Below are 24069 nucleotides of genomic sequence, written 5' to 3'. Positions count from 1 at the left end.
CGGGGGTGATGGTCAGCGGCCACTGGTCGATATCGCTGGACCCTTTCCGCAGGGCTGGCCGCCGCGTAGGGCGGCGAGAGCCGCGGCGAACTCCGCGCGGAAACCGGCGACGTAGGCTGCGGCCGGCCGTGCCGTCCGGAGTGCGGCGCACCCGAGGCCCGCGTACCGGGCCATCTGCTCGACCTGACCCTCGGCCTCTGCGGTGGGTGCGGCGGCGGAGCCTCGCGGGACCGGTCGGCGTCCACCCATCACGCTGGTCCAGGCGATCAGCGTCGCCGGCAGCGGCTGCGGCGCGTCGGTGACCGGACCGCGCAGCACCCGGTGCGGACGTCCCGGCCAGCCGATCGAAAAGCGGTCGGTGACGACGGTGTCCCCGGTGCCGGCCCGCAGGAGTGCCGCCTTGTAGGAGGGGTGCGCGGCCGACTCGGCCGTGACCACGAACGCGGTGCCGCACAGCGCGCCGGACGCACCGGCCCGCAGGGCATCGAGCAGGTCGGCGCCGGTGGTCACCGCGCCGGCGACGAACGCCGCAGGCTCCTGGTCGTACTGGGCGAGCAGTTCGCGTATGCCCAACCTCCCGAGGTGGTGGCCGCCGGCCTCGATGCCCTGGAGCACCACGCCGTGTGCGCCCAGTCCGGCCGCGACCGACGCGTCGGCGGCGGTGCCCACCTGGATCAGCAGGCGGTGTCCGGCGGCCAGCACCCGTGCCGCCTCCGGCTCGGGAAGCAGGCCGTAGCTGTTCAGAAGCAGTGGCCGGTCCGCACTGGCGAGCAGCGCGCCCACCTGATCGGTGAGCAGCCGCCCGGCGACCTCGGGGATCACGTTCACCGCGAAGGTGCGCCGGGTGCGCGCGGCGGTGTCGACCACGAGCGCGGCGCTCTGGTCCGGGTTGCTCTTGTAGAGGGCGACGGTGCCGAGCGCGCCGCTGTCGCTGACCGCTGCGGCGAGCGCCGGTCCGGCGACGCCGCCCATGCCTGCCTGAATGAGGGGAAATTCGACTCCGAGGGCTTGCGCTCCCCGTTCCGCCGCCGCCACCATCCTTGCGGCCGGATCATCCGGAAGGTCAGCCACGAACATGACGGACCTGCCGCAGCGCCTCCTGTGGTGTGCCGTGCGCCAGCAGCATCGCGTGCACCCAGCGTTCGACACCGAAAGCCGTGCAACTGCTGTGGGCGACTGCGTCCGCACTGGTGATACCGAGCCGCTCGCCGAAGAAGTTACGGTGCCGGTTGACCGACGCGATGGCGGTGCCGTCGGTGGCGACGAATTCATGTTTGACCGGGTCGAGGGCCATCAGTTTGGCCCGCGAGCCGCTCTTGTCGTAGAAGGGGTCGCTGGCGGGCTGGTACGACAGCACGATGCCGAGTCGTTCGGCCAGAGTCTCGATGAGTTCCTGAGAGCGGGCGAGGTGCTCGCGGGCGCCCTCCGCGGTGCCGAGGTAGACGATCTCGCGCATGTGGAAGCCCCAGAGGCGGCGCAGACCGTCGTAGTGGTCCTCGTTGCGGAAGCAGCGGCCGGTCGCGGTCAGTCTCAGTCCCGGGCCGACATCCTGGCCCTGCAACGAGAGCAGCAGGCCGTAGCAGGTGGCCGATGGCAGCAGGTAGCCGGTGGGTCGAACCGGCTGCTCCGCTACCGGGCCCCCGGATGCCAGTGCCTCGACCGCATCCTCGGGAAAACGGGCGGCGGTCACCCCGAGGTGCGGGAAATTGCGGAAGTAGTCGAGCCGGGCCAGGCCCTCCGCAGGCAGAAGTGGCGGCCCGACCACTGCGGAGGCACCGAGTTCGTCGGCCATGTCGGTGAACAGGGCGTCGAGTTCGAGCAGGAGTGCGGCTCGCTGTGGTTCGAGGACGACCAGGCCGGGGCCGGGGTTCCGTAGGGTGAGAGCTCCGGCCGGGGCGGGTGGTGTGCGCAGTGCCATGGGTGACCTGCTCCTGTGAGGGTGGGCGGGACAGGGAGCGGCGGAGTCGCTCAGGCCGCGGCCTGGTCGAACAGGCCGATCCGACGGTAGAACGCGTCGGTACGGGCCGTGACCGCGTCGTGGGCGGCGCTCCGGGAAGGGTCGGCGAGGACACGGCTGCGGAAGGCGAACGGATCGGGAATTCCCGCGTTGCGGTAGGCGTCCACGCTGTAGAGCTGCTGTAGCGAACTCGCGATGTACTTCTCCACGTACTGGCGGGCCACGGCGATCTCCTTGTCGTCGCCGTCCGTACGCAGCCGCAACCACAGGGCACGTACCAGTTGGGCGCCGAAGGCGATGTGCCGGGACTCGTCCTGGTGGTGTACCCGGTTGATGGCGCGAATGGTCTCCGGGAGGGCGGCGTCGGCAGCCATCCTGCTGTTGAAGTGATCGACGATCTGTTCGAAGATCAGGATCCGGCTGAACACGATGAAGTTGTCCAGCAGGGCGGAGTGCTGCTCCTTGGGGAACGTCATGGCCCGGTTGGCGAACAGCTTTCCACCGTAGCGGAGGCAGAATTCGGCGAAGAACCACATGTGCTCGTTCTCTTCGCCGAGGAAGTGGTGAAAGAACGGGGTGGGGATCTCGAAACCGGGGGTGTGGATCCGCTGTACCACCTCCTGCATCAGCTCGCGGATCCCATGCACGTTGAGGCTGTAGAAGTTGATGCTCTCCCACTTCGACAGGGCGAGATACTGCTCGCGGTCCAACTCCGCGGCGGCTGCGGTGCCATGCACCGTCACCAGATCCTCGCTCATCCACAGCGCACCCTCGGGGATGCTCTCGGGCCACTCGAAAGTCTGGTAGGGGTTGTAGTACTCGCTCTCGGCGGCTGCGGTGAGCCGAGTGACGGCGATGGCGACCTCGTCGTCCCAGATCGTGGCGTTAGTGGTCATCGGGCGGTCTCTCCAAGCTTCTTCTCGGTACTGGTTGTCGCACGGGTCGAGCGGAAGCCGGCCAGGTCGAGAGTGCCTGTGGCGCTGTCGACCAGGAGAGTCTCGAAGGCGCGCAGCAGGAGGTCGATGTCGTGGCGCGGGATCAGTTCGGTGTCGGCCAGCAGATAGAGCAGGCAGGTGTCGGGCGCGTAACCGGTGTGCAGGAAGAAGGTGGCGTCCTGGCGCTCCCACGAACCCACGAAGGTGAGCCTGGTCCGGCCAAGGAGCGCACGCAGTCCGTCCGGGCCCGCATCGGTGAGCGGTAGCTTCTCCCAACGGTCGTGCATACGTTTGTCGTTGAAGAAGCAGCCGAGGTTGAGTGCGCCGTGGCTGCGTTCGCGTGCCTCGTCGAGAATCTCGTCCACGGCCGACGGGTCGTACTGGGCATGACGGTAGGCGTTCATTCCGGTCAGAAAGGTCCGGCGTACCGTCTGTTCGAAGGTGTCGTCGCCGACGTTCAATGCGAACAGCGCGTTCTCCACCATGGGGGCCACGAGCCGACGGCTGCGCTCGTCATGCCGGTTGACCGCGATGAGCTGCAGCGCCACGGTGTCGTGCCCGGTGTAGGCACCGAGTACGGCCGCGGTGGCGGCCAGCAGCACCGTGCCGGTGCTGACCTGGCAGCGTTCGGCAAGCACGGTCGTGGCGACCGCGACGGCGGGGGAGTCCATCCCCAGCCGGACGAAGCGCTCGGGTCTGCCCTCGCCGGTGACCGTTCGAAACAGCGTCGGCGGCACGGTGTGCAGCGTGCGACGCCAGTACTCCGCCGCCGCCGCACCGCGGGCGGCACCAGGACCCTCCGTCTCAAAGCGTGCCTGGTCGAGCGGCTGCCACTGCGGTTCCGGCGGCCCGCTGCCGTCGAGCAGTTGCTGCAGATCGCGCTCCAGTTCGCGTGCGCCCCAGAAATCGACAGCCAGGTGCGAGAACACCAGCACGGCGACGGCTGGACGTCCGTCCTGCAGGACGAGCGCGCATCGGAAGGGCCATTCCTCGGCGTGGCGAAAGGTCAGGCCCACCAACTCTCGTGCCAGCTCGGCAGCAACGTCGTCGGCGGCGCCGGATGCTGCGTCCGCCACCGTGAGGGACAGCGCGCCCTCGGCCCAGACCTCCTGGACGGGCCCGTCGCCCCCTTCGTGAAAGCGGGTACGCAGCACTTCGTGCCGCGAGACGAATGCGCTGAGGACCGCCTCGACCTGTGCGGTGGAGAGACCGGACGGGATCTTCGCGATGCGGCGGATGTTGAAGTAGTAAGCATCGTCACCGAGCCAGCGAATGGCCTTCCAGATGGCGCGCTGACCCCACGTCATGGGGGCGGTTTCGGATCGTTTTCCTTGGAACGTCAACGAATGGGCACCGAGGTGCTGCATTGCCAGATTCCTCAGGTCAGGCATCGCCCGGGGCGACGCGGGAGAAGGTGCCACAAGAGAACGGAAGGGCGGTGCCGCGACGACGGCCGGGTGATCGGCGCCGCACGGACATCGCGGAGAATCTGGCATACCGGTCAGGACGCCGATGAGATAAGCGTCGGTAAGGGGAAGGGGTGCCTCGACACTGAGGCCCGGCTCGGGACGGCCCTGGGCTCGCGCACGAACTGTCTCCGGGTAGGGCGGAAACGTCAGCGAACAAGCCCGGAATCGCTGCGCATCACCTCCGATAGCGCGAAGGGTGCGAAGCGGCCCGGACTGGACATGCGGACCCGGCCGAACACGGAGTGCAACGGTAACCACATCGATCCAGGTCTGTCTAGACCGATCCGTGCGACGGATCAGAGATCCGATCCGTTGTACAGAACCAGTAGATGACCATCAATGAAATTCTTGACGTCACACGAGGTCTGGGCCAGACTCTGGACCGCGAGCTTCCCCGGCGACAGTGGCGTTCCCGGGTTCGCGGGAGTCCCGCTGTTTCCCTCCTCCGATCGCAATCGGATCCCGGCGAGTTGCCCTTTCATCCGTGCCGCTTGCTCGTCCTGCACGCCCTGACGGACTCGGAGGAGTTCCTGATGCCTTCCACGACGCCCGACCCGGGCGCCGGACCGCTCCGACGACGCGCCGTCCGATGGCTGGCCACTGTGCGGCTGCTGCGCTACGCACACCCGGGACTGATCGTCGGCACGGGTGTGCTCCACCTTGCAGTCGGCCTGCTCCCGATTGCCTTCATCCTTGCGACAAGTACCCTGATATCGAGAATCCCTGATGCTATGTCAGGTTTCGGCGGCCATGGTGGCATAGGTCGGATCGGGCTCGCGCTGATGCTGGCCGTCGCCGCTTTCGTGCTGCAACAGCTTCTTGTCCCGTTCCAGTCGGTGCTGGCCGAACTGGTGGTCCGTCAGGTCGACGGCGCGTGCATCGTCCGACTGATGGCCTGTGCGCTGCGCGATCTCCCGGTCGCGGAACTGGAGCGGCAGGAGGTGCTCGATGTGCTCTCGGACGCCCGCAACGGCTTCGAACGGGTGGTCCCCACCCCGGGCGATGCCGCCGCCGGAACTCTGGCCCTGATCGCCCGCTACACCCAACTTGTCGGGGCGGCGGTCATGGTGTCCGTGGTCCTGGGACCTGGTACCGGTGTGCTGGTGGCCGTGACGGCGCTCGTGATCCGGTTCGGCCAGCGCGGATCGCTGAGCCGCTTCGGCGCGGTACGGGCGACCCTGGCCGGTCCGCGGCGGCGACTGTCCTACCTACGACGCACGGCGACCGGGACCGGGCTGGCCAAAGAGGCACGGGTGCTCGGCCTGGTCCCCTGGCTCCGGCAACGCCATGGCAGGGAGGCACGCGGCTACCTGGAGCCGTTGTGGGCGACCCGGCGCAGACTGCTGTTCTGGCCCTTCGTCGCGCTGGCCGTGTTCGGCCTGCTCGGCGGCGGCGCGGCGCTGTCGGCCCTGGCCGAGGACGGCACGGACGGCTCGCTGACGCTGCTGCAACTGTCCGTCGCTCTTCAGGCCGTGCTGATTCCCATGCGCTTCGGTGTCTACTTCCCGGAGAGTGACATGCAGACGCTCTACGGGTTGGCCGCCCACGACGCACTGACCCGCCTGGAGCAGGTCGCTGCGGACGGCGGCGGCCACGATCGGCAGCACGACCCCGGTCACGGATCTGATCCGGCCGAGGCCATCCGCTTCGAGAGCGTCGGGTTCCGCTACCACGACGGTGCCCCCGCCGTGCTCGACGGGCTCGACCTCGAACTCGCACCGGGAACGTCGACGGCGATCGTCGGCCTCAACGGTGCAGGCAAGACGACACTGGTGAAGCTCCTGACCAAACTGCACGAACCCACCAGCGGCCGGATCACCGCAGGCGGAGCCGACATCGCCGGTATCTCGCCGTCGGCCTGGCACCGGCGCATCGCCGTGATCTTCCAGGACTTCACCCGCTTTCACCTCACCGCCGCCGAGAACATCTGGCTGGGCCGACCGGACCTCCTCGGCGACCGCCACGCGCTTGACACCGCAGTCCGGCGCGCGGGTGCTCTGGAGATCGTCGAGGGCCTCCCGCACGGCGTGGACACGGTCCTCAGCGCCGAGTACGAAGGTGGCACCGACCTGTCAGGCGGTCAGTGGCAGCGGATCGCCCTGGCCAGAGCCTTGCTGGCACTGGAGTGCGGGGCCTCCCTCCTGGTGCTCGATGAGCCCACCGCCCAACTCGACGTCCGCGCGGAAGCCGCGTTCTTCGAGCGGTTTCTGGACATGACCAAGGGTGTGACCAGCGTCATCATCTCGCACCGCTTCTCCAGCGTGCGTCGTGCCGACCGCATCGTCGTGCTCGCCGACGGCCGGGTGGCCGAATCCGGCACGCACGAACAGCTGATGGAACTCCGCGGAAGCTATGCCGAGCTCTTCAGGATTCAGGCGGAACGCTTCACGTCGGACGAAGCCGCCGGCCCGTCGACGACCGAACGGCTCCTGCCGAGGATCGATGGAGCGCCCCGATGACCACCATCCTTGCGGCCCGACACCTTCTGCGGCTCGCCTTCCGCTGTGATCCAGGGCGCCTCGCGCGTGCCGCAGCGATGCTGGCCGCTGGATTCCTGTCCACCCCGTTGATCGCGTTGTGCCTCAAGTCGCTCACCACCGCAGCGGTCAATCACGACTCCGGCACCGCCGCACGGCTGGCCCTGACAACGGCAGCGCTGCTGGTCTTCGAGCTGATGATGAACCACTTCGCCCACCTCTCCTACTTCGAACTGGGCGACCTCAGCGAGGTGGAACTCCAGAACGAGCTGATCACGCTTGCCCACGGCGTCGGCAACCTCGAACGACTGGACACCCCGGCCTACGCCGACACCCTCGCGTTGGTCCGCGAAGAACTCCCCCGCACCCGCGCCTCCTTGGAGGCCGTTCTGCAACTCGGTGGCCTGGTCCTGCAGATGGTCCTGACCGCGGTCCTGCTCGGCTCGCTCAACACGTGGCTGCTGCTGCTTCCCATCGCCGGAGCGATCCCCGTCCTGGCGGGCAATCGGGCTCAGCGTCTGGTGGATCGGGCCAAGGAGGAGACCGCCGCGCTGACGCGCCTCGGCCGGCACCTGCTGGAGACCACCACCACGCTCGCGTCGGTCAAGGAGATCCGCCTCTCGGGCGCCGAGGCCATGCTGATCGAACGCCACCAGCGCGACTGGGCCACCACCACGACCGCGCTACGCCGGGCCCAGACCGGGGCTGCCCTGCTGCGCGCAGCAGGGCAGCTCACCTTTGCCGCTGCCTACGGCGGTGCGATCTATCTCGTGGTCCGGCAGGCGCTACAGGGCGGCTCGGGGCTGGGCGACGTGATTCTGGTGATCGCTCTGGCCGCCCAGATCTCCTTCCAGGTGTCCAATGGACTCGGCCTGCTGACAATTGTCCAGACGGCGGGTGGCACGATGGAGCGGATCCGGACACTCCGCACTGCCGCCGCATCGCCCGCACCTGCCGGACCCGGGTCGGCGCACCTGCCCGCCGTCCTCACTCGCGGCATCCGTCTCGACCACGTCAGCTTCCACTACCCGAACAGCGACCGGAAGATCCTCGACGACGTCACCCTCGACATCCCGGCAGGCACCGCGCTCGCCGTGGTCGGCGAGAACGGGGCGGGCAAGAGCACCCTGGTCAAACTCCTGTGCGGGCTGTACCGGCCGACCTCGGGAAGAATCCTGGTGGATGACGTCGACCTCGCCTCCGCCGCCCCTGCCGAGTGGCAGCGCCGGGTGTCGACCCTCTTCCAGGACTTCGCCCGGCTGGAACTGCGACTGCGGGACAACACCGGCATCGGCGACCTCGACCGAATCGACGACGACCAGGCCCTGCACCAGGCGATCGACCGGGCCGAGGCGGGCGCCGTCCGGGCGCTGGTCCCCGACGGCCTGGACGGGCTGCTCGGCCGGGGGTACGGCGACGGCACCGAACTCTCCGGCGGCCAGTGGCAGAAACTCGGGCTGGCCCGCACGCTGCTGCGCCGAGGCCCGCTTCTCGTCGCCCTGGACGAACCCGCCTCCGCCCTGGACGCGACCGCCGAGCAAGCGCTCTTCGAGCGCTTCGCCGACCTCGTCACGGAAACCCGCGCGGACACCGGCGCGGTCACCGTACTGGTGTCGCACCGCTTCTCCACCGTGCGGATGGCCGACCTGATCGTGGTCCTGGAGCAGGGCAGCGTCTCGGAGGTCGGCACCCATGCGGACCTCGCCGCGAGTGGTGGCCTCTACGCGGAGCTGTACCACCTTCAGGCCCGCGCCTACGCCTAACCTCGGTCCTTCCGGATGGTCGTTCGCGCGGGGACCGGAGGCGACGGTCTTTCGTCGCGGTCGGTCCTCCGCAATGCACGCCGACGTACGGGCGATCCATGGGACCGCGAGAACGTCGACGGCCTGCGGCTGCTGGCCGACAGGGGCCGTGGTCGACGCGGCAGGCGGTCGTCGATGCCGCCGGTCGGCCGGGTCCGCTAAGGGACAAGACAGGCGAAGCTGGTGTGACCCTTGCCTCATCATCGACCTGTCTCTATCTTTGATGGAAAGCGCTTTCCCTTACCAGGTGCTCATGCTCGAAAGGGTGAAATCAGATGAGACGCAAAGTCGCCTCGCGGTGGCTGGCCGGCGGTGCCACTGCGGTCGCGGGTGCCGTCGTCGCGCTGGCGCTGCAGATTCCCAGCGCCTCGGCCGCCACGAACCTGAGCCTCGGCGCCGGCGCCGACGGCTCCAGCAAGGCCAGCGGCACCAGCTACGGCAACGTCATCGACGGCAACGCCAGCACCTACTGGTCGCCGAGCGGCTCGACCGGCACGGTCTCGGTCAAGTGGGGCAGCGCCACCACGGTGTCCTCGGCCGTGATCGTGCAGGCCTCGGGCGGCGGCTCGATCAGCGGCTGGCAGCTCAAGAACAACGACACGGGGGCTGTCCTGGCCAGCGGCAGCAGCGCCCCGAGCACCATCAACTTCTCCTCGACGTCGCTGAAGAAGGTCTCCTTCGTCATCACCGGCGCGTCCGGCGCCCCGCGGATCGCCGAGTTCGAGACGTACGCCAGCGGCGGGTCGACCCCGACCACCAGTCCGACCTCTGGCCCCACCAGCGGTCCGACGTCCAGCCCGACCAGCAACCCGGGCACGCCGACCGGCGCGTGGCCGTCGTCGGCCGGCCCGGCCAGCATCTCCGGCACGGTCAACGTCTCCGGCACCTTCGACGGCGGGATGAAGACCTACTGCTGCATCGGTGACGGTGGGCAGGGCGAGTCGCAGGACCCGATGTTCAAGATTGCCAACGGCGGCACGCTGCAGAACGTCATCCTCGGTTCGCCCGCCGGCGACGGGGTGCACTGCGAAGGCACCTGCACCCTGCGTAACGTGTGGTGGAACGACATCGGTGAGGACGCCGCCACCTTCAAGCAGACCAACGGCGGCACCTCGTACGTCATCGGCGGCGGCGCGCGCAGCGGCAGCGACAAGACCTTCCAGCACAACGGCAACGGCACGGTCAACATCGCCGGCTTCTACCTGAAGGGGTCCGGCAAGCTGTACCGCGGCTGCGGCAACTGCACCACCTCGTACACCCGCCACGTGCGTATCGACAACGTCCTGGTCGACGACATCGACATGCTCGCCGGCATCAACAGCAACTGGAACGACACCGCGACGATCACGCGCGTGGTCGTGATCGGCTCGGCCACCATCTGCGGCAAGTACAAGGGCGCGCCCAAGGGCAGCGAACCCAGCTACCTCGGTGAGGGCTGGAACGACGCCAACTGCAAGGTCAACAGGAGTGACGTCACCTTCCGGTAGTCACCCTGGACGACTTCCTTTACCGAGGGGCACCCGCCGCCGGGCGGGTGCCCCTCGGGGCCGCAGCCGGGCGGACGGGTGCTGGACACCGCCTCCGAGGTGGCGTCGCCCGTGTCGCGGGCGTATCGGAGGACGGCTCGTCCTTGACTGCGTCCCGGTCTACCGTTGCGTGCTGCCGGTGTCAGGTCAGCAGCGGTAGCGCCTGCTGGCGGACGGTGACGTAGCGCTCGTACACCTCGGGGGTGTCGGCGGCGGCGGTGACGTCCTCGGCCGCGACCGGCCACGACGGTGGCGCGGCCTCGCCGGACAGCGCCCAGGCCGCCTGTCGTGCCGCGCCGAGCGCCACGTACTCGGCGGGGCGCGGCACGCTCACCGACGCGCCGAACAACGCCGGCGCGACCGCCCGCACCGCGCGGGACTGGGCCGCGCCGCCGATCAGCAACACCCGGTCGACCGGGACATCCTGGGCACGGAGCGCGTGGAGGGCGTCGGCGATGCCGCCGAGCATGCCCTCCACCGCGGCCCGCGCCAGGTTCGCCGCCGAGGCATTCGCCCGCGTCAGGCCGGCGAGCAGCCCGCGCGCGTCGGGCAGATTGGGGGTGCGTTCCCCATCCAGGTACGGCAGCAGGGTCAACCCGCCCGCGCCGGGTTGCGCCGAGAGCGCCAGCTCGTCCAACTCGGCCAGGGACCGGCCGAGCAGGTCGGCGACCGTCACCAGCACCCGGGCCGCGTTGAGCGTGCACACCAGCGGCAGGAAGCGGCCGGTCGCGTCGGCGTACCCGGCCACCAGGCCGCTCGCGTCGGCGGTCGGTACGTCACTGAGGCCGTACACGCACCCCGAGGTGCCCAGCGAGACCACCACGTCACCCGGCCGCAGGCCGACGCCGAGTGCCCCGCCCATCGTGTCGCCGGTGCCGGCCGAGAGCAGCGCGCCGGAGGCGGTCTCTCCGACCACCTCGGCCGGCCCGGCCACCCGGGGGAGTGCCACGTCCCGACCGAAGGCGAGCCGCACCAGGTCCTGCCGGTACGCTCCGGCGGCCGGTGACCAGTAGCCGGTGCCGGACGCCTCGCCCCGGTCGGTCGTCGGCTCCCCGCCGTCCGCGCGCAGCCGGTGGGTGAGCCAGTCGTGCGGCAGCAGCACCATGCTGGTGCGGTCCGCGAGCGCGGGCTCGGCGTGGGAGAACCAGCGCAGCTTGGTGACCGTGAAGCTGGCCACCGGCACCAGCCCGACGGCGTCGGCCCACGCCTTCGGGCCGCCGAACTCGGCGGTCAGGTCGACGGCGGCGTTCGCCGAGCGGGTGTCGTTCCAGAGGATGGCCGGGCGCAGCACCTCGCCGGCTTCGTCGAGGCAGACCATGCCCTGCTGTTGTCCGGCGACGCCGATCGCTGCCACGCCGTCCAGCAGGCCGGCGCTGGCCTGCTCGTACGCGGCCCACCACGACCGTGGATCGATCTCGGTGCCATCGGGGTGTGGGGCGCGGCCCGCGCGGAGCACCTCGCCGGTCTCTGCGTCGCAGACCACGACCTTGGTCGACTGGGTCGACGAATCGACCCCGGCAACGAGGGCCCTCGCGCCACCCATGGCGATGCCTCCGTAGCTCGGTGAGACCCGACCCTACGTCCGCAACCACATTAGTTCAATGGCTATACAAAATTTGGCGTCGCGGCAGCGGCATCCTGGCCGTGGCGCGCCATCCGACCGGAGACGTGGTGCTTCTGCGGCTGTCGTGGTGCCGTGCGAACAGTCGGAGTCCATCGGCGCTGTCGAACCCGATGACCCCGGTCATCGTTCTGCCGTCCGAGGTCGCTGCCGCTGCGAGCCGTATCGCGCGACGAGCACGGTGCCGATCGCGGCCAGGTGGTCTCGCACCCCCGGAGGGCCGGTCACCTCAAGGTAGTCGACCAGTCCGGCAAGCTCGCCGGCGAGCTTGTTCTCGTCGTTGCCGCGGATGACGACCTCGATGCGGCCGTCGGTCGTGGCGCCTCCCACTTCGAGTCGAGCGCCGAACCCCATCCGGAGCACGCCTATCCCGTGGGGCGCGCACCTCGCGTAGGCCTCGAGGGGTGTCCGCCTGCGTTCGACCTCGTCGGCGATCTCGCGCCAGCTCTCGGCGAGGTCGAAGTCCTCGGGCCGGTGCACGGGATCGGTGGTCGGATCGACGGACGACACGCGGTCGATCCGGAAGGTCCGCCGGCCGGCCTCGGTGTGGGCGACGAGGTACCACGACGGTCCTTTGGCGACGATGCCCAGCGGGTGGACGGTTCGCTCGGTTCCGGTGCGTGCCCGGTCGACATAGCCGAGCCGGACCTGGACGCCGCGGATCACCGCGTCCTGGAGTTCGTCGAGGAAGCGCGGCGGTCGGGGCGCGACCCGGCTCGACCCCCATCGTTGCGGGTCCATGACGAGCGACGACGACGCCGCTTCGGCCTGCGCCCGGAACGGCTCCGGCAGGGCGTGGACGAGCTTGCGCAGCGCCGCTCTCACCGTCGGTGTGACAGCCGAGGCCGGGCCGGCGACCAGGAACAGGGCGCGGGCCTCACCGGCGGTCAACCCGGACAGGTCGGTGCGGGCGCCGCCCACGAGGCGCCAGCCGCCGCCCCGGCCCTGCACGGAGTAGACCGGTACGCCGGCCATGCCCAGGGCGTCGAGGTCGCGGCGGGCGGTGCGCTCGGAGATCTCCAGCTCCCGGGCGACCTCCGCTGCGGTCACCTGCTCACGCTGTTGCAGCAGAAGGAGGATGGCCACCAACCGGTCGGCTCGCACCCGGACAACCCTGCCACGGAAACCGGTCAGGAGGTGACCGGTATCGGTCGGCAGGATGCCGGCATGACACTCGACTTTCCCGAGCCCACCCGCGTTTCGGTCAACGGTGTGGAACTCGAAGTTTTCGAAGCCGGCCGGCAGAACGCGGGGAACCCCATCGTGCTGTGTCACGGTTGGCCGGAGCACGCCTTCTCCTGGCGCCATCAGGTGCCGGCCCTGGCGGCGGCGGGCTACCACGTCATCGTCCCGAACCAGCGGGGCTACGGCAACTCGTCCCGTCCCGTCGACGTGACGGACTACGACATCGCACACCTGTCGGGTGACCTCGTCGCCCTCCTCGATCACTACGGCTACGAGAATGCCCCCTTCGTCGGCCACGACTGGGGCGCATTCGTCGTCTGGGGCCTGACCCTGCTGCACCCGCAGCGGGTCAACGGCGTGGTGGCGCTGAGCGTGCCCTACCAGGAGCGCGGCGAAGTGCCGTGGATCGAGTTCATGGAGGCCGTGCTCGGCGTCGACTTCTACTTCGTGCACTTCAACCGGCAGCCGGGCGTCGCGGACGCCGTGTTCGAGGAGAACACGTTCCGATTCCTCCGGAACCTGTACCGGAAGAACGTGCCCCCCGCAGCGCCTCAGCCGGGCAATGCGTTGATCAACCTGGCCAGAGCGGAATCCCCACTCGGCGAGCCCCTCATGAACGACAGCGAACTGGCCGTCTTCGTCTCCGCCTTCGAGTCGACCGGGTTCACGGGCGGAATCAACTGGTACCGGAACCTGGACCGCAACTGGCGGCTGCTGGCGGACGTGGACCCGATCATCCGACAGCCCACCCTCATGATCTACGGCGACCGCGACCCGGTCGCGAGGGCGGAAAGACTGCCGGCATTTGTGCCGAACGTGGACGTGGTCAGCCTGGACTGCGGTCACTGGATCCAGCAGGAGAAGCCGCAGGAGACGACCGAGGCGATCCTGACGTGGCTGGCGCAGCGGGCTGCCGCCTAGCACTCCAGCAGGACATCCATCGCCCAGGGGCAACCCGCAGGCCGCCGGCGGAGGTGCTGTAGAGGCCCAGAGCCAGACCGCGTTGATCCGGGGGAGCCTGCAACTGCACGACGGCCTGCGACATCGACATGGCGGTGAGGTGTGCCAGCCCGCTGACCGCCCGGGCGAGGTGCCCGGCGTGACCGCGAAGGTCGAGTACCAGCCGCCGGTCCGGTAGCTCCGCCGTCGCCCTCGGCCTGCGGTTGCCATGTGCTGCCGTGGCACCCACGCGAGACCCGGTGCCGTGCCCGCGCGCGGGCCGGGCGTCCGTGACGTCCGGCCCGCGCGGTCACCGCCTGCTCAGCGCGCCGCGCAGGACAACGACGGTACGCCGTTGGTGCTGCCCGACGACCCCAGGAAGCCGAAGGTCGTGCTACCGCCGGCACTGAGCGAACCGTTGTAGTCGACGTTGCGGGCGGTGACCGTGGAGCCGCTGGCGGTCACCGTCGCGCCCCACGACTGCGTCACCTGTTGCCCGTTCGCGAAGGTCCAGGTCACCGTCCAGCCGCTGATCGCCGAGCCACCGGCGGTCACCCGTACCTCGGCCTGGAAGCCGCCCTGCCACTGACCGGTCACCGCGTACGACGCCGCACAGGACCGCCCGCTCGACGGCGGCGGGGTCGTCGTCGGTGGGGTGGTCGGCGGCGGCGTGCTAGTCGGCGGGGCGGTGGTCGGCGGCGTCGTCGGGGTGGTGCTGCCGACGCCGCTCATGATGGCGTCGATGATGCCCTGCTGGGTGACCGTGGCGTTGCTGCGGTTGAACAGCCCGAACCCGTACACCCCGTGGAAGCCGTTGTCCCAGTAGGCGGTGGCCGCCCCGTACTTCTTGGCGGTGGCCACCAGGGTGCGCGCGTAGTCCGCGCGGTACCTGTTGTTCGTCGAGTCGGCCGACGTCTTGTCGACCGCACCGTATTCACCGACGAACACGGGGTATCCGCGCGAGACGAAGGCGTCGCGCACCTTCTTGAGTTGTCCGTCCATGAAGTCCTGCTGACCCCAGGTCGACTTCCGGGCCGGATTGGTGGCGGCCGGCCCCCACTGCGTGATGGTGCCGTTCTCCTCGCCGGCGAAGTCCCAGGGGTCGTAGTAGTGCACGGAGATCATGAGTCGCTGCTCGTTGGCGGGAATGGACGTCGACCGGTACTGGTCGGTCGGCAGGGTGAAGCCGTAGTTGCCCACGGTGTAGTCGATATTGGTGTTCCAGCCGGGGATGAGCAGCCAGCGCGAGGTGTTGTTCCCGCCGGTCCGGCGGACCGTGTCCACGAAGATCTGGTTGTACGCGTTGATGTTCGAGTAGCACGGCTGGGTCGGATTGCCGTACTGTCCGTCGAATTCCTCGTTCATGGACTCGAGAATGAGGCGCTCGCTGTAGCTCTGGAACCTGGTCGCGATCTGCTGCCAGACCTTCTGGTACTTGTCCCTGATCGTCGTCTGATTCGACGAGTCGCAGATCAGCCATGAGCCGGTGACGGTCTTGAAGCCGTCGCCGTGCATGTTGATCAGCACGTACAGGCCGCGGCCGTAGGCGTAGTCGACGATTTCCTTGATGCGATTCAGCCAGGCGGTGTTGACCGTGTAGTTCGGGGCGGACCCGATGTTTCCCAGGTAGGAGACCGGGATGCGGATCGTCTTGAATCCTGCCGCCTTCACCCGGTCGATGAATGCCTGCGTCACGACCGGGTTGCCCCAGGCCGTCTCGCTGGGGATCCCGTTGGCGTTGGCCTCCAGGGCGTTCCCCAGATTCCAGCCCGCCCCCAGGTTGGCGACGAGTTGAGTGGCGTTCAGCTGGGCCATGCTGTCGGCCGATGCCGCACTCGTCATCACGGCGGTGGATCCGGCCAGCGCCAGTACGCCGGAAAGCAGGGCGAACTGCACCTTCCTCAGTGTGGATTTCACAACATCTCCCGTCTTCGCGCCAACCGTCACGCGGGGTTGTCGAAGCGATTCGACGATACTTCGACTGCCGGGAACGGGCAGTCGATGGGCCGCCAAATAATAGATGTATGTAGATGAATGGGGCAAGGCTGCCGGCGGTACTCCTCCCTGCCGCCGGGACTGCCGACGCGGTCTTCCCCGCCCTGCGCGCGACCCCGGTCCACCCGGACCGCGCCGAGGTCCGGCCGATCTTCCTGGCCATGATTGACAGCCGACGGACGCACTGCTAGTTGTTAACAGAGTTTCCTAATTCTGGCGGTGCCCGCCTGGGCGAACGTCGCGTCCGGGCACCGACCGGCCGGCGGCCTGCCGCCCCTTCCCCGAGGAACGCCATGGTGCGCAGAAGAACAGTCGCCTACGCGGTGGGCACCCTGCTGGTCGGCATCGCGGCGGTCGGCTACGGCCTGCCGTCGGCCAGCGCCGCGACCGCCGGGCCGATCACCGGTCTGGCCGGCAAGTGCGTCGACGTGGCCGGCGCCAACCCGGCCAACGGCACGGCGGTGCAGCTCTACGACTGCAACGGCACGGCGGCCCAGACGTGGACGGTGGGCAACAGCGACAGCTCGATCCGCGCGCTCGGCAAGTGCCTCGACGTCACCGCCGCGGCGACCACCGACGGCACCAGGATCCAGCTGTACGACTGCAACGGCACCGGCGCCCAGAAGTGGACCTCCGCCAGCGGTGGCGCCCTGGTCAACACGGCCTCCGGCAAGTGCCTCGACGTGGCCGACCGGAGCACCGCGAACGGCGCCCGACTGCAGATCTGGACCTGCGGTGGCACCACCAACCAGCAGTGGACCCTCCCCGGCGGCGGCACCCCCACCCCCACGCCGACCGCCACCGCCCCGGCCGGCACCAACCTCGACGACCCGGCGAAGAAGGACGTCGCCATGCAGCTCGTCTCGGCGGCGGAGAACTCCTCGCTCGACTGGCGCGCCCAGTTCTCCTACATCGAGGACATCGGCGACGGCCGTGGCTACACCGCCGGCATCATCGGCTTCTGCTCCGGCACCGGCGACATGCGCGAACTGGTCCAGGCGTACACGAACACCAAGCCCGGCAACGTGCTGGCCGGCTACCTGCCGGCGCTGCGCGCCGTCGACGGCACCGCGTCGCACGCGGGCCTCGACCCGAACTACCCCCGCGACTGGCGCACCGCCGCCAACGACCCGGTGTTCCGCGCCGCGCAGGAATCCGAACGGGACCGGGTCTACTTCACCCCGTCGGTCCGTGACGGGAAGAACGACGGGGTCCGGGCACTCGGCCAGTTCGCCTACTACGACGCGGCGGTCATGCACGGGTACGAGGGCATGCGTCAGATCCGCAGCCGCGCCCTCACCCGGGCCAAGCCCCCGGCGCAGGGCGGCAACGAGCGGACCTGGCTCCACGCGTTCCTCGACGAGCGGGTCGTCGAGATGAAGATGGAGGAGGCCCACTCGGACACCTCCCGTGTCGACACGGCACAGCGGGTATTCCTCAACAACGGCAACTTCGACCTGAACACGCCGCTGGTCTTCGCCGTCTACGGCGATCAGTTCCGCATCGGCTGATCCGCGCCGTGCCACGGGGCGGCCCAGGGCGTCGGCGCGGTGCCGACGCCCTGGACCGTTGCCCTCAGGGCGCCCAGGGTGTCGTGACGTTCCAGGTGCTGTCCGCGGCCCACAGCACGGGTGTGTTCCACGCCTCGCCGCCGGTGCCGTTGCTCAGCCAGACCTCCGAGTCGACGTGCCGCAGGTACCTGCCCCGGAAGTTGTAGGACTCCAGCGAGACCCCGCCTCCGCTGACCCCGACCCGGGCGCACCAGGTGGCATCCGCGCGGAGCAGCGCCGAGCCGTCGTTCGGCGAGTTGCGTACGCGTGACTCCTGGTGCCGGAGGAACTGCCCGGGGAAGTTGACCGACTCGAACGAGTAGCACGCCGCGTCGGCCAGACCCGCCCGGACCGTGTACGTCGCGTCGTTCCTGAGCACCGCCGAGCTGTTGCCGTCCACGATCTCCGTGTAGGCGAGGCTGTCCCGATGCCGTAGGAACCGGTTGGTGTACCCGGGAGTCGTCACCTGCAGGGAACGGCGGGCGTTCAGCGGCAGCGCCACCGGCGCCGAGCTGCCGATCGTCCTCGACGCGTTGATGAGGGCCAGGTTCGCGGCCCGCACCCGGGTCTGGTCCATCTTGACCACCTGCCGGTCGTAGGTGAGGAATCCGTTCAGCTCACCCTCCTGGTCGGCGATCTCGGTGTAGACCGAGGCGCTCAGCCCCTTACCGAGCATGAGGTTCTGCGTGCCCTGCACCAGGCCGACGTAGCGGTCGGTCAGCGCGGTGGAGTTCGGCTGCCACTCGTAGGCGAAGAAGCTGCCGTTCGGGCTCCACTCGTGTCCGGGCGCGCGCAGGCCGAGGCCGCCGAACTCGCCGAGCACGGCGATCCGGCTGCGCGACGGCACCGGCGAGTCCGGCCCCAGATAGATGTGCCAGTCGTCGATGTCGCCGTTGCCGGGGTCTCCCAACGACTGGCAGCAGTTGTGGCCGCTGTGCGCGTTGACCAGCCGGGTCGGGTCCTGGGTCTTGACGGCCTGGGCGACCCGGCGGGTGTCGGCCAGCGCCCGCTCACCCCACCCCTCGTTGTAGATGGTGTAGGTGACGACGGCCGGCGAGCTGCGATGCTCGTTCACGATCTCACGGGCCTCGGCTTCGAGCTGCGCCTGCTGCGCGTCGGTCGCGTTGATGTCCTGCGCGGTCAGGGACGGGACGTCCTGCCACACCAGCAGACCGAGCCGGTCGGCGTGGTAGAACCAGCGCTGCGGTTCGACCTTGATGTGCTTGCGCACCATGTTGAAGCCCAGGTCCTTGTGCTTCTGCAGGTCGAAGGCGAGCGCGGCGTCGGTGGGCGCGGTGTAGAGCCCGTCCGGCCAGAATCCCTGGTCCAGGGTGCCGGTCTGGAAGACGAACTGGCCGTTGAGCTTGGGCCGCAGGACACCGTTGACCACGCCGGTGCTGATCTCGCGCATCCCGAAGTAGTGGGTGGTCCGGTCGACCTGACCGCCTGCGGCATTACGCAGGGTGATGCGCAGGTGGTAGAGGAACGGGTCGTCGGGCGACCAGCGGCGGGCGCTCGGCACGGGCACCGTGAACTCGGTGAAACCGCCGGTGGCGGAGCCGACCACGGTGGTGCCGTCGAGCGCTTCGGCCAGGACGCGGTGACCGCTGACGTCCCCCCGGGTGAAGACCCGGACGCGGAGGGTGTTGTCCGCCAGGCGCGGAGAGAGGTCGACGCTGCTGATCGAGGCCGTCGGCACCGGTTCCAGCCACACGGTCTGCCAGATGCCGGAGCTGGGCGTGTAGAAGATCCCGCCGGGCTGTTTGGTCTGCTTGCCGATCGGCGGCAGACTGCCGTTCTGCCGGCTGTCGGTCGGGTCCCACACCTTCACCACGATCTCGTTCGCACCGCCCCGCAGCGGCGCGGTGACGTCGAAGGTGAAGGCGTCGTAGCCGCCGGTGTGGCCACCGACCGCCACCCCGTTGACCCAGACGGTGGTCTGCCAGTCCACCGCGCCGAAGTGGAGCAGCACCCGGCGTCCGTTCCAGCTCTCGGGCACCGTCACCACCCGCCGGTAGAACAGGTAGTTGCGGTTGTCGCCGGCGGCCCGCTGCACCCCGGACAGGGCGCTCTCCACCGGGAACGGCACGTTGACCCGCTCGGGCAGCTCGGTGCCGAACGCCGGGGCGTCGTCGGTGGCGGACTGGCGTAGCTGCCATTCGCCGTTCAGGTTGAGCCAGTCCGACCGGGTCATCTGCGGTCGCGGGTACTCCGGCAGTGGCGTGCCGTCGAGTGCCCGGGCGGTCCAGGGGGTGGTCAGCGGCGGGTTCTTGGCCGGTACGGCGTGCGCCGGGGCGGCCGGCGCGGCGAGCAGGCCGGCGACCAGGGTGAGAACGATGAGCAGGGGGGCGGCGAGGCGGACGGGATCGGGACGTGTCATGCCGTCTCCATCGGACGGGCCGTCAGGGCCGAGCTGCGCCGCTGGCGGCTGGCAGTGGGTGTCGGGCGGCCGGTCGGGTCACGTCCGGTCCCCAGGCCGGGCGCGGACGTCGGGAACTCCGGGAGGGATCGGTGGCGGTCGTCATGACTCTGCGTGCTGTCCGTCCACGGTATCGGACTCTGGGGGGCAAAGGGACGACGGACGGGTGTCAGTCTGAGGGGCATCCCCGAGCGGGTTGTCCGGGGCAGGGTACGGTGCCGGCCAGCGCCAGCAACCGGTCGAGGTCGCGCCACGGCGGGTCGGTGACCGGAAGGTACGGCGGCTGGTGGAGGCCGAGGTGATCGACGATCAGGGTCGTGGCCGGGGGCCCTCACGAGCTGGTCAGATGGCGTCGGGCCGCCCTGCTGAACTCGGCCAGCAGACGCGAGCGATCACCGGATCGGGTGGCGAGCACCACGTGGCCGGGGGCGATGCCCTCCAGCGCCACGGTGGTCAGGTCCGGGCGCAGACCGCGGAGGCCGCCGGGCACGATGGCCACCGCCTGACCGGCGGCGACGAGTTCCAGCTTGTCCTCGGCGGCCGTCACGAGCGGGCCACCGGGCGCCGGCCGCCCGTCCGGCCGGGGGTCGATCCGCCAGTACGCGTTCCAGGCCGCATCGGGCACCCGTGGCAGCGGCTCGTCGGCGATGTCGTCGAGCGTGACGGATTCCCTGCCGGCCAGGCGGTGATCCAGTGCCACGGCCAGGACCCGTGGTTCGTCGTAGAGGATCGTCACGTGCAGGCCGTCGGTGGCCAGCGGGAGGCGGGCGATCAGCGCGTCCACCCGGTGTTCCAGGAGCGCCTCCCGGGCCTGTCCCCAGTGCAGATGGACCGCCTGCACGTCGGCGTCCGGGTTCCGGTCGCGCACACTGCGTACGGCGGGAGTGACGATCAGGTCGGCCGTGTAGCCGACGATGAGCCGGTACGGTTGCGCGGCGGCCCGGGTACGGGCCGCCGCCTGGGCCGCCGATCGCAACAGTGCCCGGGCCTCCGGCAGGAACACCTCGCCCGCCTCGGTGAGGTGGCTGCCCTTGGCGGTGCGTTCCAGCAGGCGGACACCGAGCTGGTGTTCGAGGTTGCGGATCTGCCGGCTCAGGGACGGCTGGGTGATGTGCAGCAGGGCGGCGGCGCGGGCGAAGTGCCGCTGCTCGGCCAGGACGGTGAAGTAGCGGACCAGCCGCAGGTCCAGATCGATGGCGGGCCGTCCGTCAGACATGCCTCAACCGTATCCACCGTACGGTCGTCGGCCGCCACCCGATGCGGCGCTCACCAGCGGACATACCTGATCCGTATCGCCGGATACGCATCGGGCCTTGGACCCCCGCCGCCGGACCGGTCCATCCTGGGCAGCATCGGCCCGGCATTCCGCCGCGCCGGCGAGTTCCTCCCCGAAGGGGGCACCATGCTTGTCTTCGTCACCGGCGCGACCGGTTTCATCGGTACCGCGGTCGTTCGTGAGCTGCTCGACACCGGGCACCAGGTGTTGGGGCTGGCGCGATCCGAGGCGTCGGCCGCGGTGCTCACCGCCGCCGGAGCCCGGGTGCACCGTGGCTCGCTGGACGACGTGGCGAGCCTGCGTGCCGGTGCCGCGGCGGCCGACGGCGTCATCCACACCGCGTTCATCCACGACTTCACCGACTTCGGTGCCGCCGTCGCGGCCGACCTGCGCGCCGTCGAAGCGCTGGGGGACGCGCTCGTGGGCTCGGACCGGCCGCTGGTCGTCACCTCGGGCACCACACTGCTCACTCCCGGCCGGGTCAGCACCGAGGACGACGCCGCCGGTCCGGCGTTCCCCCGTGGTCGCGCCGAGAAGGCCACCCTGGCCCTGGCCGAGCGGGGCGTACGCGCCTCGGTGCTCCGGCTGCCTCCCAGCGTGCACGGCGTCGGGGACCGCCACGGGTTCCTCCCCCGGCTGATCGACATCGCGCGGGTCAAGGGCTTCTCGGCGTACGCGGACGACGGCACCACCCGGTGGGCGGCCGTGCACCGCCTCGACGCGGCGGACCTGTTCCGCCGCGCCGTGGAGTCGGCGCCGGCCGGAAGTCGCCTGCACGGCGTCGGCGACGAGGGGGTGCCGTTCCGGGACATCGCCGAGGCCATCGGGCGGCGGCTCGGGGTGCCGGTCACCTCAATCCCCGCCGGGGACACCGGTGGGCACTTCGGCTTCCTCGGGCCGGTCGTCGCCCATGACACCGCCGCCTCCGGCCTCGTCACCCGCAAGCTGCTGGGCTGGGAGCCGGTGAACGCGGGACTCCTCGACGACCTGGACGAGGGCCACTACTTCAGCCGCTGATCTCCGCGACCTGAAGGGCGTTGTCGTCCGCGTCGACGTCACGTGCGGCCCCGATCAGCGCCTGCGCGCGAGGGAAAGGGTCGGTGGCCCGACCCGCGGAGGTACCCCGGCGTACGACTCTGGGCCACGGCGCCCGCCCGGAGACCGGCGGTGAGCCGCCTCGCCAGCCCACCTGCGGCGGGACCGCACCGCCGCGGTCCCGCCGCAGGCCGCGTCAGCGCCGCACGACGGTGGAGCCGCCCGGCAGGACCCGTGCCGGCACGGTCTCGCCGGACACCACCGTCCGCGACCGGCGCACCCCTGCCGGGTCGTACGTCTCGACGACGGCCGGCCCCGTGCCGGGCAGGGTGACAGTGGTGGCACGCGGGGCGGTCAGCTACGCAGGCTCCACCGCTGGTTGGCGCCGCCGTTGCAGGACCAGAGGACGAGCTTGGTGCCGTTGGCCGTGTTGGCGGCGTTGGCGTCCAGGCACAGGCCGGACTGTTGACCGATGATGGTGCCGTTGGCGTTGACGTTCCACTGCTGGTTGGCGCCGCCGTTGCAGTCCCAGATGATCACCGCGGTGCCGTTGCTGGTGCCCTGGCCGTTGGCGTCGAGGCACTTGTTGCCGTACACCTGCAGTTGCCTGCCCCCGGTGTAGGTGAAGCGCTGGCCGGTGGCGTTGCCGCAGTCCCACAGCTGCACCTGGGTGCCGTTGTTCTGGGTCGAGTTCGGCACGTCCACGCACCGGCCGGACTGGGAGCCCACGATCTGCTGCCCGTTACCCGGTGGTGGCGTCGTGGGCGGGGCGGTCGTGGGCGGGGTGGTGGGTCCGTCGCCGTCGAGTGAGGTGATGAATCTCCAGACTTCGGCCTGGGTCCAGGATTTGGCGCCGGGTGCGTAGGGGTCGGCAGAGCCGTCGACGGCGTTGGGGGCGTGGGGTCCGTCGAAGGCACCCCAGACGACGGGGTAGCCGGTGCGGCAGCCGGTGTACCAGGTGACGATGTGGGTGAGGCTGCCTTGGGCTGGTTCTGGGGGGTTCCGGGAGGTACAGCCGTTGTTTTGGACGAACCGGTCGCGCATGGAGCGTCCGCCGGAGATGGGGAGTGTGCCGTCGCGGAGACCGTGGATGCCGAAGTAGGCGATGGGTTGGGTGCCGCCCTGGCAGCCGCTGAGGACGCCGCCGGAGTAGACGATGACGCCGCGGAAGACGGTGGCGCGGGCACAGGCGATGGCATAAGTCATGGCGCCGCCGTAGCTGAACCCGGAGGCGAAGAGTTGGGTGGTGTCGACGCAGAGACTACTTTCGATCTGCCGGGTCATGTCGTCGACGAAGGTGAGGTCCTGGCCGTTGCTGTTGCCCCAGCCGTTGTTGATGCCCTGGGGGGCGACGAAGATGGTGTTGGACTTGCCGTACTTGTCGACACGAAGCCCGTAGTAGGACCATTCGATGCCACTGGTGCTGCCGTTGTCCACTTGTTCGGCGGTACCGCCGACCCAGTGGAAGGAGAAGACCAGCCGGTAGGGGTGATTGTTGTCGTAGGTGTCGGGGATGCGCAGGATGTAGCTGCGGCTACGGCCGCCGCTGGAGATGGTGTGGGTGCCGCTGGTGAGGGTGGGCGCCTTTCCGCAGCCGGCGGTGGTGGCCAGGGTGGCGGTGTGGGTGGCTGCGGAGGCGAGTCCGCCGCTGATGGCCAGACCGGCGGCCATGGTGAGGGCGACCGCGGCAGCTGCCACGGTCGCCGCGGTTGACCGGTGTTTCAAGACCTTCAACTCCTTCTGTCCTGGAGAGCTCATCGGGCTGCGGACCAACTCGGCGACCGGGTGGCGGAGCACCGTTTCCCCACGTCTGCGCCTTGGCGGTGGGCCTCCCGGGGTCACCCCCGGTCGCCTCGTCGATTCCGCTGGCCGCGCCGCACCGT

16 protein-coding genes are annotated in these 24069 nt (G+C 69.8%); 6 read left to right on the top strand and 10 right to left on the bottom strand.

Features of this window, described 5'->3' with window-relative positions:
• Positions 1–12: 12 nt before the first annotated feature.
• From GA0070216_RS23115 to GA0070216_RS23100, 4 genes are read right to left on the bottom strand one after another with little or no spacing between them, the layout of a single operon-like run.
• Positions 13–1038: an NAD(P)H-dependent flavin oxidoreductase gene (locus GA0070216_RS23115; RefSeq protein ID WP_281190459.1), complete on the bottom strand. Its 1026-nt coding sequence runs from the start codon at positions 1036–1038 to the stop codon at positions 13–15.
• A 25-nt stretch (positions 1039–1063) separates the two neighbouring features.
• Positions 1064–1918 (bottom strand): aminoacyl--tRNA ligase-related protein, encoded by an 855-nt coding sequence (locus GA0070216_RS23110; RefSeq protein ID WP_091250066.1) that lies wholly within the window; start codon positions 1916–1918, stop codon positions 1064–1066.
• A gap of 50 nt (positions 1919–1968) precedes the next feature.
• Positions 1969–2853 carry a diiron oxygenase gene (locus GA0070216_RS23105; protein WP_091250063.1) on the bottom strand — a complete coding sequence of 295 codons (885 nt, stop codon included), beginning with the start codon at positions 2851–2853 and terminating at the stop codon, positions 1969–1971.
• Entirely contained in the window at positions 2850–4259 is a 1410-nt protein-coding gene (locus tag GA0070216_RS23100) for a condensation domain-containing protein (protein ID WP_176739094.1), read from the bottom strand. The genes GA0070216_RS23105 and GA0070216_RS23100 overlap by 4 nt, the downstream gene beginning before the upstream one ends.
• Before the next feature lie 635 nt (positions 4260–4894).
• Between GA0070216_RS23100 and GA0070216_RS23095 the strand changes: the two genes are divergently transcribed.
• The 3 genes from GA0070216_RS23095 to GA0070216_RS23085 all read left to right on the top strand — a co-directional run bounded on the left by GA0070216_RS23095 (position 4895) and on the right by GA0070216_RS23085 (position 10127).
• Positions 4895–6820, top strand: coding sequence for an ABC transporter ATP-binding protein (locus tag GA0070216_RS23095; protein WP_091250275.1), 1926 nt, complete (start codon positions 4895–4897; stop codon positions 6818–6820).
• A complete protein-coding gene (locus GA0070216_RS23090; protein WP_091250058.1) occupies positions 6817–8601 on the top strand; it encodes an ABC transporter ATP-binding protein in 1785 nt (594 codons plus the stop codon). Before GA0070216_RS23095 ends, GA0070216_RS23090 begins: the two co-directional genes overlap by 4 nt.
• 314 nt (positions 8602–8915) lie before the next feature.
• Entirely contained in the window at positions 8916–10127 is a 1212-nt protein-coding gene (locus GA0070216_RS23085) for a pectate lyase (RefSeq protein ID WP_091250055.1), read from the top strand.
• A 181-nt stretch (positions 10128–10308) separates the two neighbouring features.
• On the opposite strand, the gene xylB is transcribed toward GA0070216_RS23085, so the two are convergent.
• Positions 10309–11709, bottom strand: a complete 1401-nt coding sequence (gene xylB / locus GA0070216_RS23080; RefSeq protein ID WP_091250052.1) for a xylulokinase — start codon at positions 11707–11709, stop codon at positions 10309–10311.
• Between the two features lie 201 nt (positions 11710–11910).
• Positions 11911–12837: a helix-turn-helix transcriptional regulator gene (locus GA0070216_RS23075; RefSeq protein WP_245722659.1), complete on the bottom strand. Its 927-nt coding sequence runs from the start codon at positions 12835–12837 to the stop codon at positions 11911–11913.
• Positions 12838–12849: 12 nt separating this feature from the next.
• Between GA0070216_RS23075 and GA0070216_RS23070 the strand changes: the two genes are divergently transcribed.
• Positions 12850–13893 carry an alpha/beta fold hydrolase gene (locus GA0070216_RS23070; protein ID WP_245722658.1) on the top strand — a complete coding sequence of 348 codons (1044 nt, stop codon included), beginning with the start codon at positions 12850–12852 and terminating at the stop codon, positions 13891–13893.
• Between the two features lie 339 nt (positions 13894–14232).
• Here the strand turns inward: GA0070216_RS23070 and GA0070216_RS23065 are convergent, their stop codons facing one another.
• The gene (locus GA0070216_RS23065) at positions 14233–15807 is read right to left on the bottom strand and encodes a cellulase family glycosylhydrolase (RefSeq protein WP_342670786.1); all 1575 of its coding nucleotides are present in this window, start codon (positions 15805–15807) and stop codon (positions 14233–14235) included.
• 392 nt (positions 15808–16199) lie between these two features.
• Between GA0070216_RS23065 and GA0070216_RS23060 the strand changes: the two genes are divergently transcribed.
• Positions 16200–17417: a chitosanase gene (locus GA0070216_RS23060; protein WP_091250040.1), complete on the top strand. Its 1218-nt coding sequence runs from the start codon at positions 16200–16202 to the stop codon at positions 17415–17417.
• Positions 17418–17481: 64 nt separating this feature from the next.
• Here the strand turns inward: GA0070216_RS23060 and GA0070216_RS23055 are convergent, their stop codons facing one another.
• Together GA0070216_RS23055 and GA0070216_RS23050 are read right to left on the bottom strand one after the other, a co-directional pair.
• Positions 17482–19836, bottom strand: coding sequence for an AbfB domain-containing protein (locus tag GA0070216_RS23055; RefSeq protein ID WP_091250036.1), 2355 nt, complete (start codon positions 19834–19836; stop codon positions 17482–17484).
• Positions 19837–20206: 370 nt separating this feature from the next.
• Positions 20207–21091 carry a LysR family transcriptional regulator gene (locus tag GA0070216_RS23050; RefSeq protein WP_091250034.1) on the bottom strand — a complete coding sequence of 295 codons (885 nt, stop codon included), beginning with the start codon at positions 21089–21091 and terminating at the stop codon, positions 20207–20209.
• A 186-nt stretch (positions 21092–21277) separates the two neighbouring features.
• Here GA0070216_RS23050 and GA0070216_RS23045 point away from each other — a divergent pair, with 186 nt between their 5' ends.
• Positions 21278–22168 carry an SDR family oxidoreductase gene (locus tag GA0070216_RS23045; RefSeq protein ID WP_091250031.1) on the top strand — a complete coding sequence of 297 codons (891 nt, stop codon included), beginning with the start codon at positions 21278–21280 and terminating at the stop codon, positions 22166–22168.
• Between the two features lie 372 nt (positions 22169–22540).
• On the opposite strand, the gene GA0070216_RS23040 is transcribed toward GA0070216_RS23045, so the two are convergent.
• Entirely contained in the window at positions 22541–23944 is a 1404-nt protein-coding gene (locus GA0070216_RS23040) for a ricin-type beta-trefoil lectin domain protein (protein WP_176739093.1), read from the bottom strand.
• Between the last annotated feature and the right edge of the window lie 125 nt (positions 23945–24069).

The sequence above is a fragment of the Micromonospora matsumotoense genome, from assembly GCF_900091525.1.
Lineage (GTDB): Bacteria > Actinomycetota > Actinomycetes > Mycobacteriales > Micromonosporaceae > Micromonospora > Micromonospora matsumotoensis.
This window is presented reverse-complemented; position numbering and strand designations above follow the sequence as displayed.

Excerpts from the sequence above, each read along its gene's own strand:
- GA0070216_RS23115 (WP_281190459.1), bottom strand. The coding sequence starts at position 1,038 with ATGGTGGCGGCGGCGGAACGGGGAGCGCAAGCCCTCGGAGTCGAATTT.
- GA0070216_RS23110 (WP_091250066.1), bottom strand. The coding sequence starts at position 1,918 with ATGGCACTGCGCACACCACCCGCCCCGGCCGGAGCTCTCACCCTACGG.
- GA0070216_RS23105 (WP_091250063.1), bottom strand. The coding sequence starts at position 2,853 with ATGACCACTAACGCCACGATCTGGGACGACGAGGTCGCCATCGCCGTC.
- GA0070216_RS23100 (WP_176739094.1), bottom strand. The coding sequence starts at position 4,259 with ATGCAGCACCTCGGTGCCCATTCGTTGACGTTCCAAGGAAAACGATCC.
- GA0070216_RS23095 (WP_091250275.1), top strand. The coding sequence starts at position 4,895 with ATGCCTTCCACGACGCCCGACCCGGGCGCCGGACCGCTCCGACGACGC.
- GA0070216_RS23090 (WP_091250058.1), top strand. The coding sequence starts at position 6,817 with ATGACCACCATCCTTGCGGCCCGACACCTTCTGCGGCTCGCCTTCCGC.
- GA0070216_RS23085 (WP_091250055.1), top strand. The coding sequence starts at position 8,916 with ATGAGACGCAAAGTCGCCTCGCGGTGGCTGGCCGGCGGTGCCACTGCG.
- xylB (WP_091250052.1), bottom strand. The coding sequence starts at position 11,709 with ATGGGTGGCGCGAGGGCCCTCGTTGCCGGGGTCGATTCGTCGACCCAG.
- GA0070216_RS23060 (WP_091250040.1), top strand. The coding sequence starts at position 16,200 with ATGGTGCGCAGAAGAACAGTCGCCTACGCGGTGGGCACCCTGCTGGTC.
- GA0070216_RS23055 (WP_091250036.1), bottom strand. The coding sequence starts at position 19,836 with ATGACACGTCCCGATCCCGTCCGCCTCGCCGCCCCCCTGCTCATCGTT.
- GA0070216_RS23050 (WP_091250034.1), bottom strand. The coding sequence starts at position 21,091 with ATGTCTGACGGACGGCCCGCCATCGATCTGGACCTGCGGCTGGTCCGC.
- GA0070216_RS23045 (WP_091250031.1), top strand. The coding sequence starts at position 21,278 with ATGCTTGTCTTCGTCACCGGCGCGACCGGTTTCATCGGTACCGCGGTC.
- GA0070216_RS23040 (WP_176739093.1), bottom strand. The coding sequence starts at position 23,944 with ATGAGCTCTCCAGGACAGAAGGAGTTGAAGGTCTTGAAACACCGGTCA.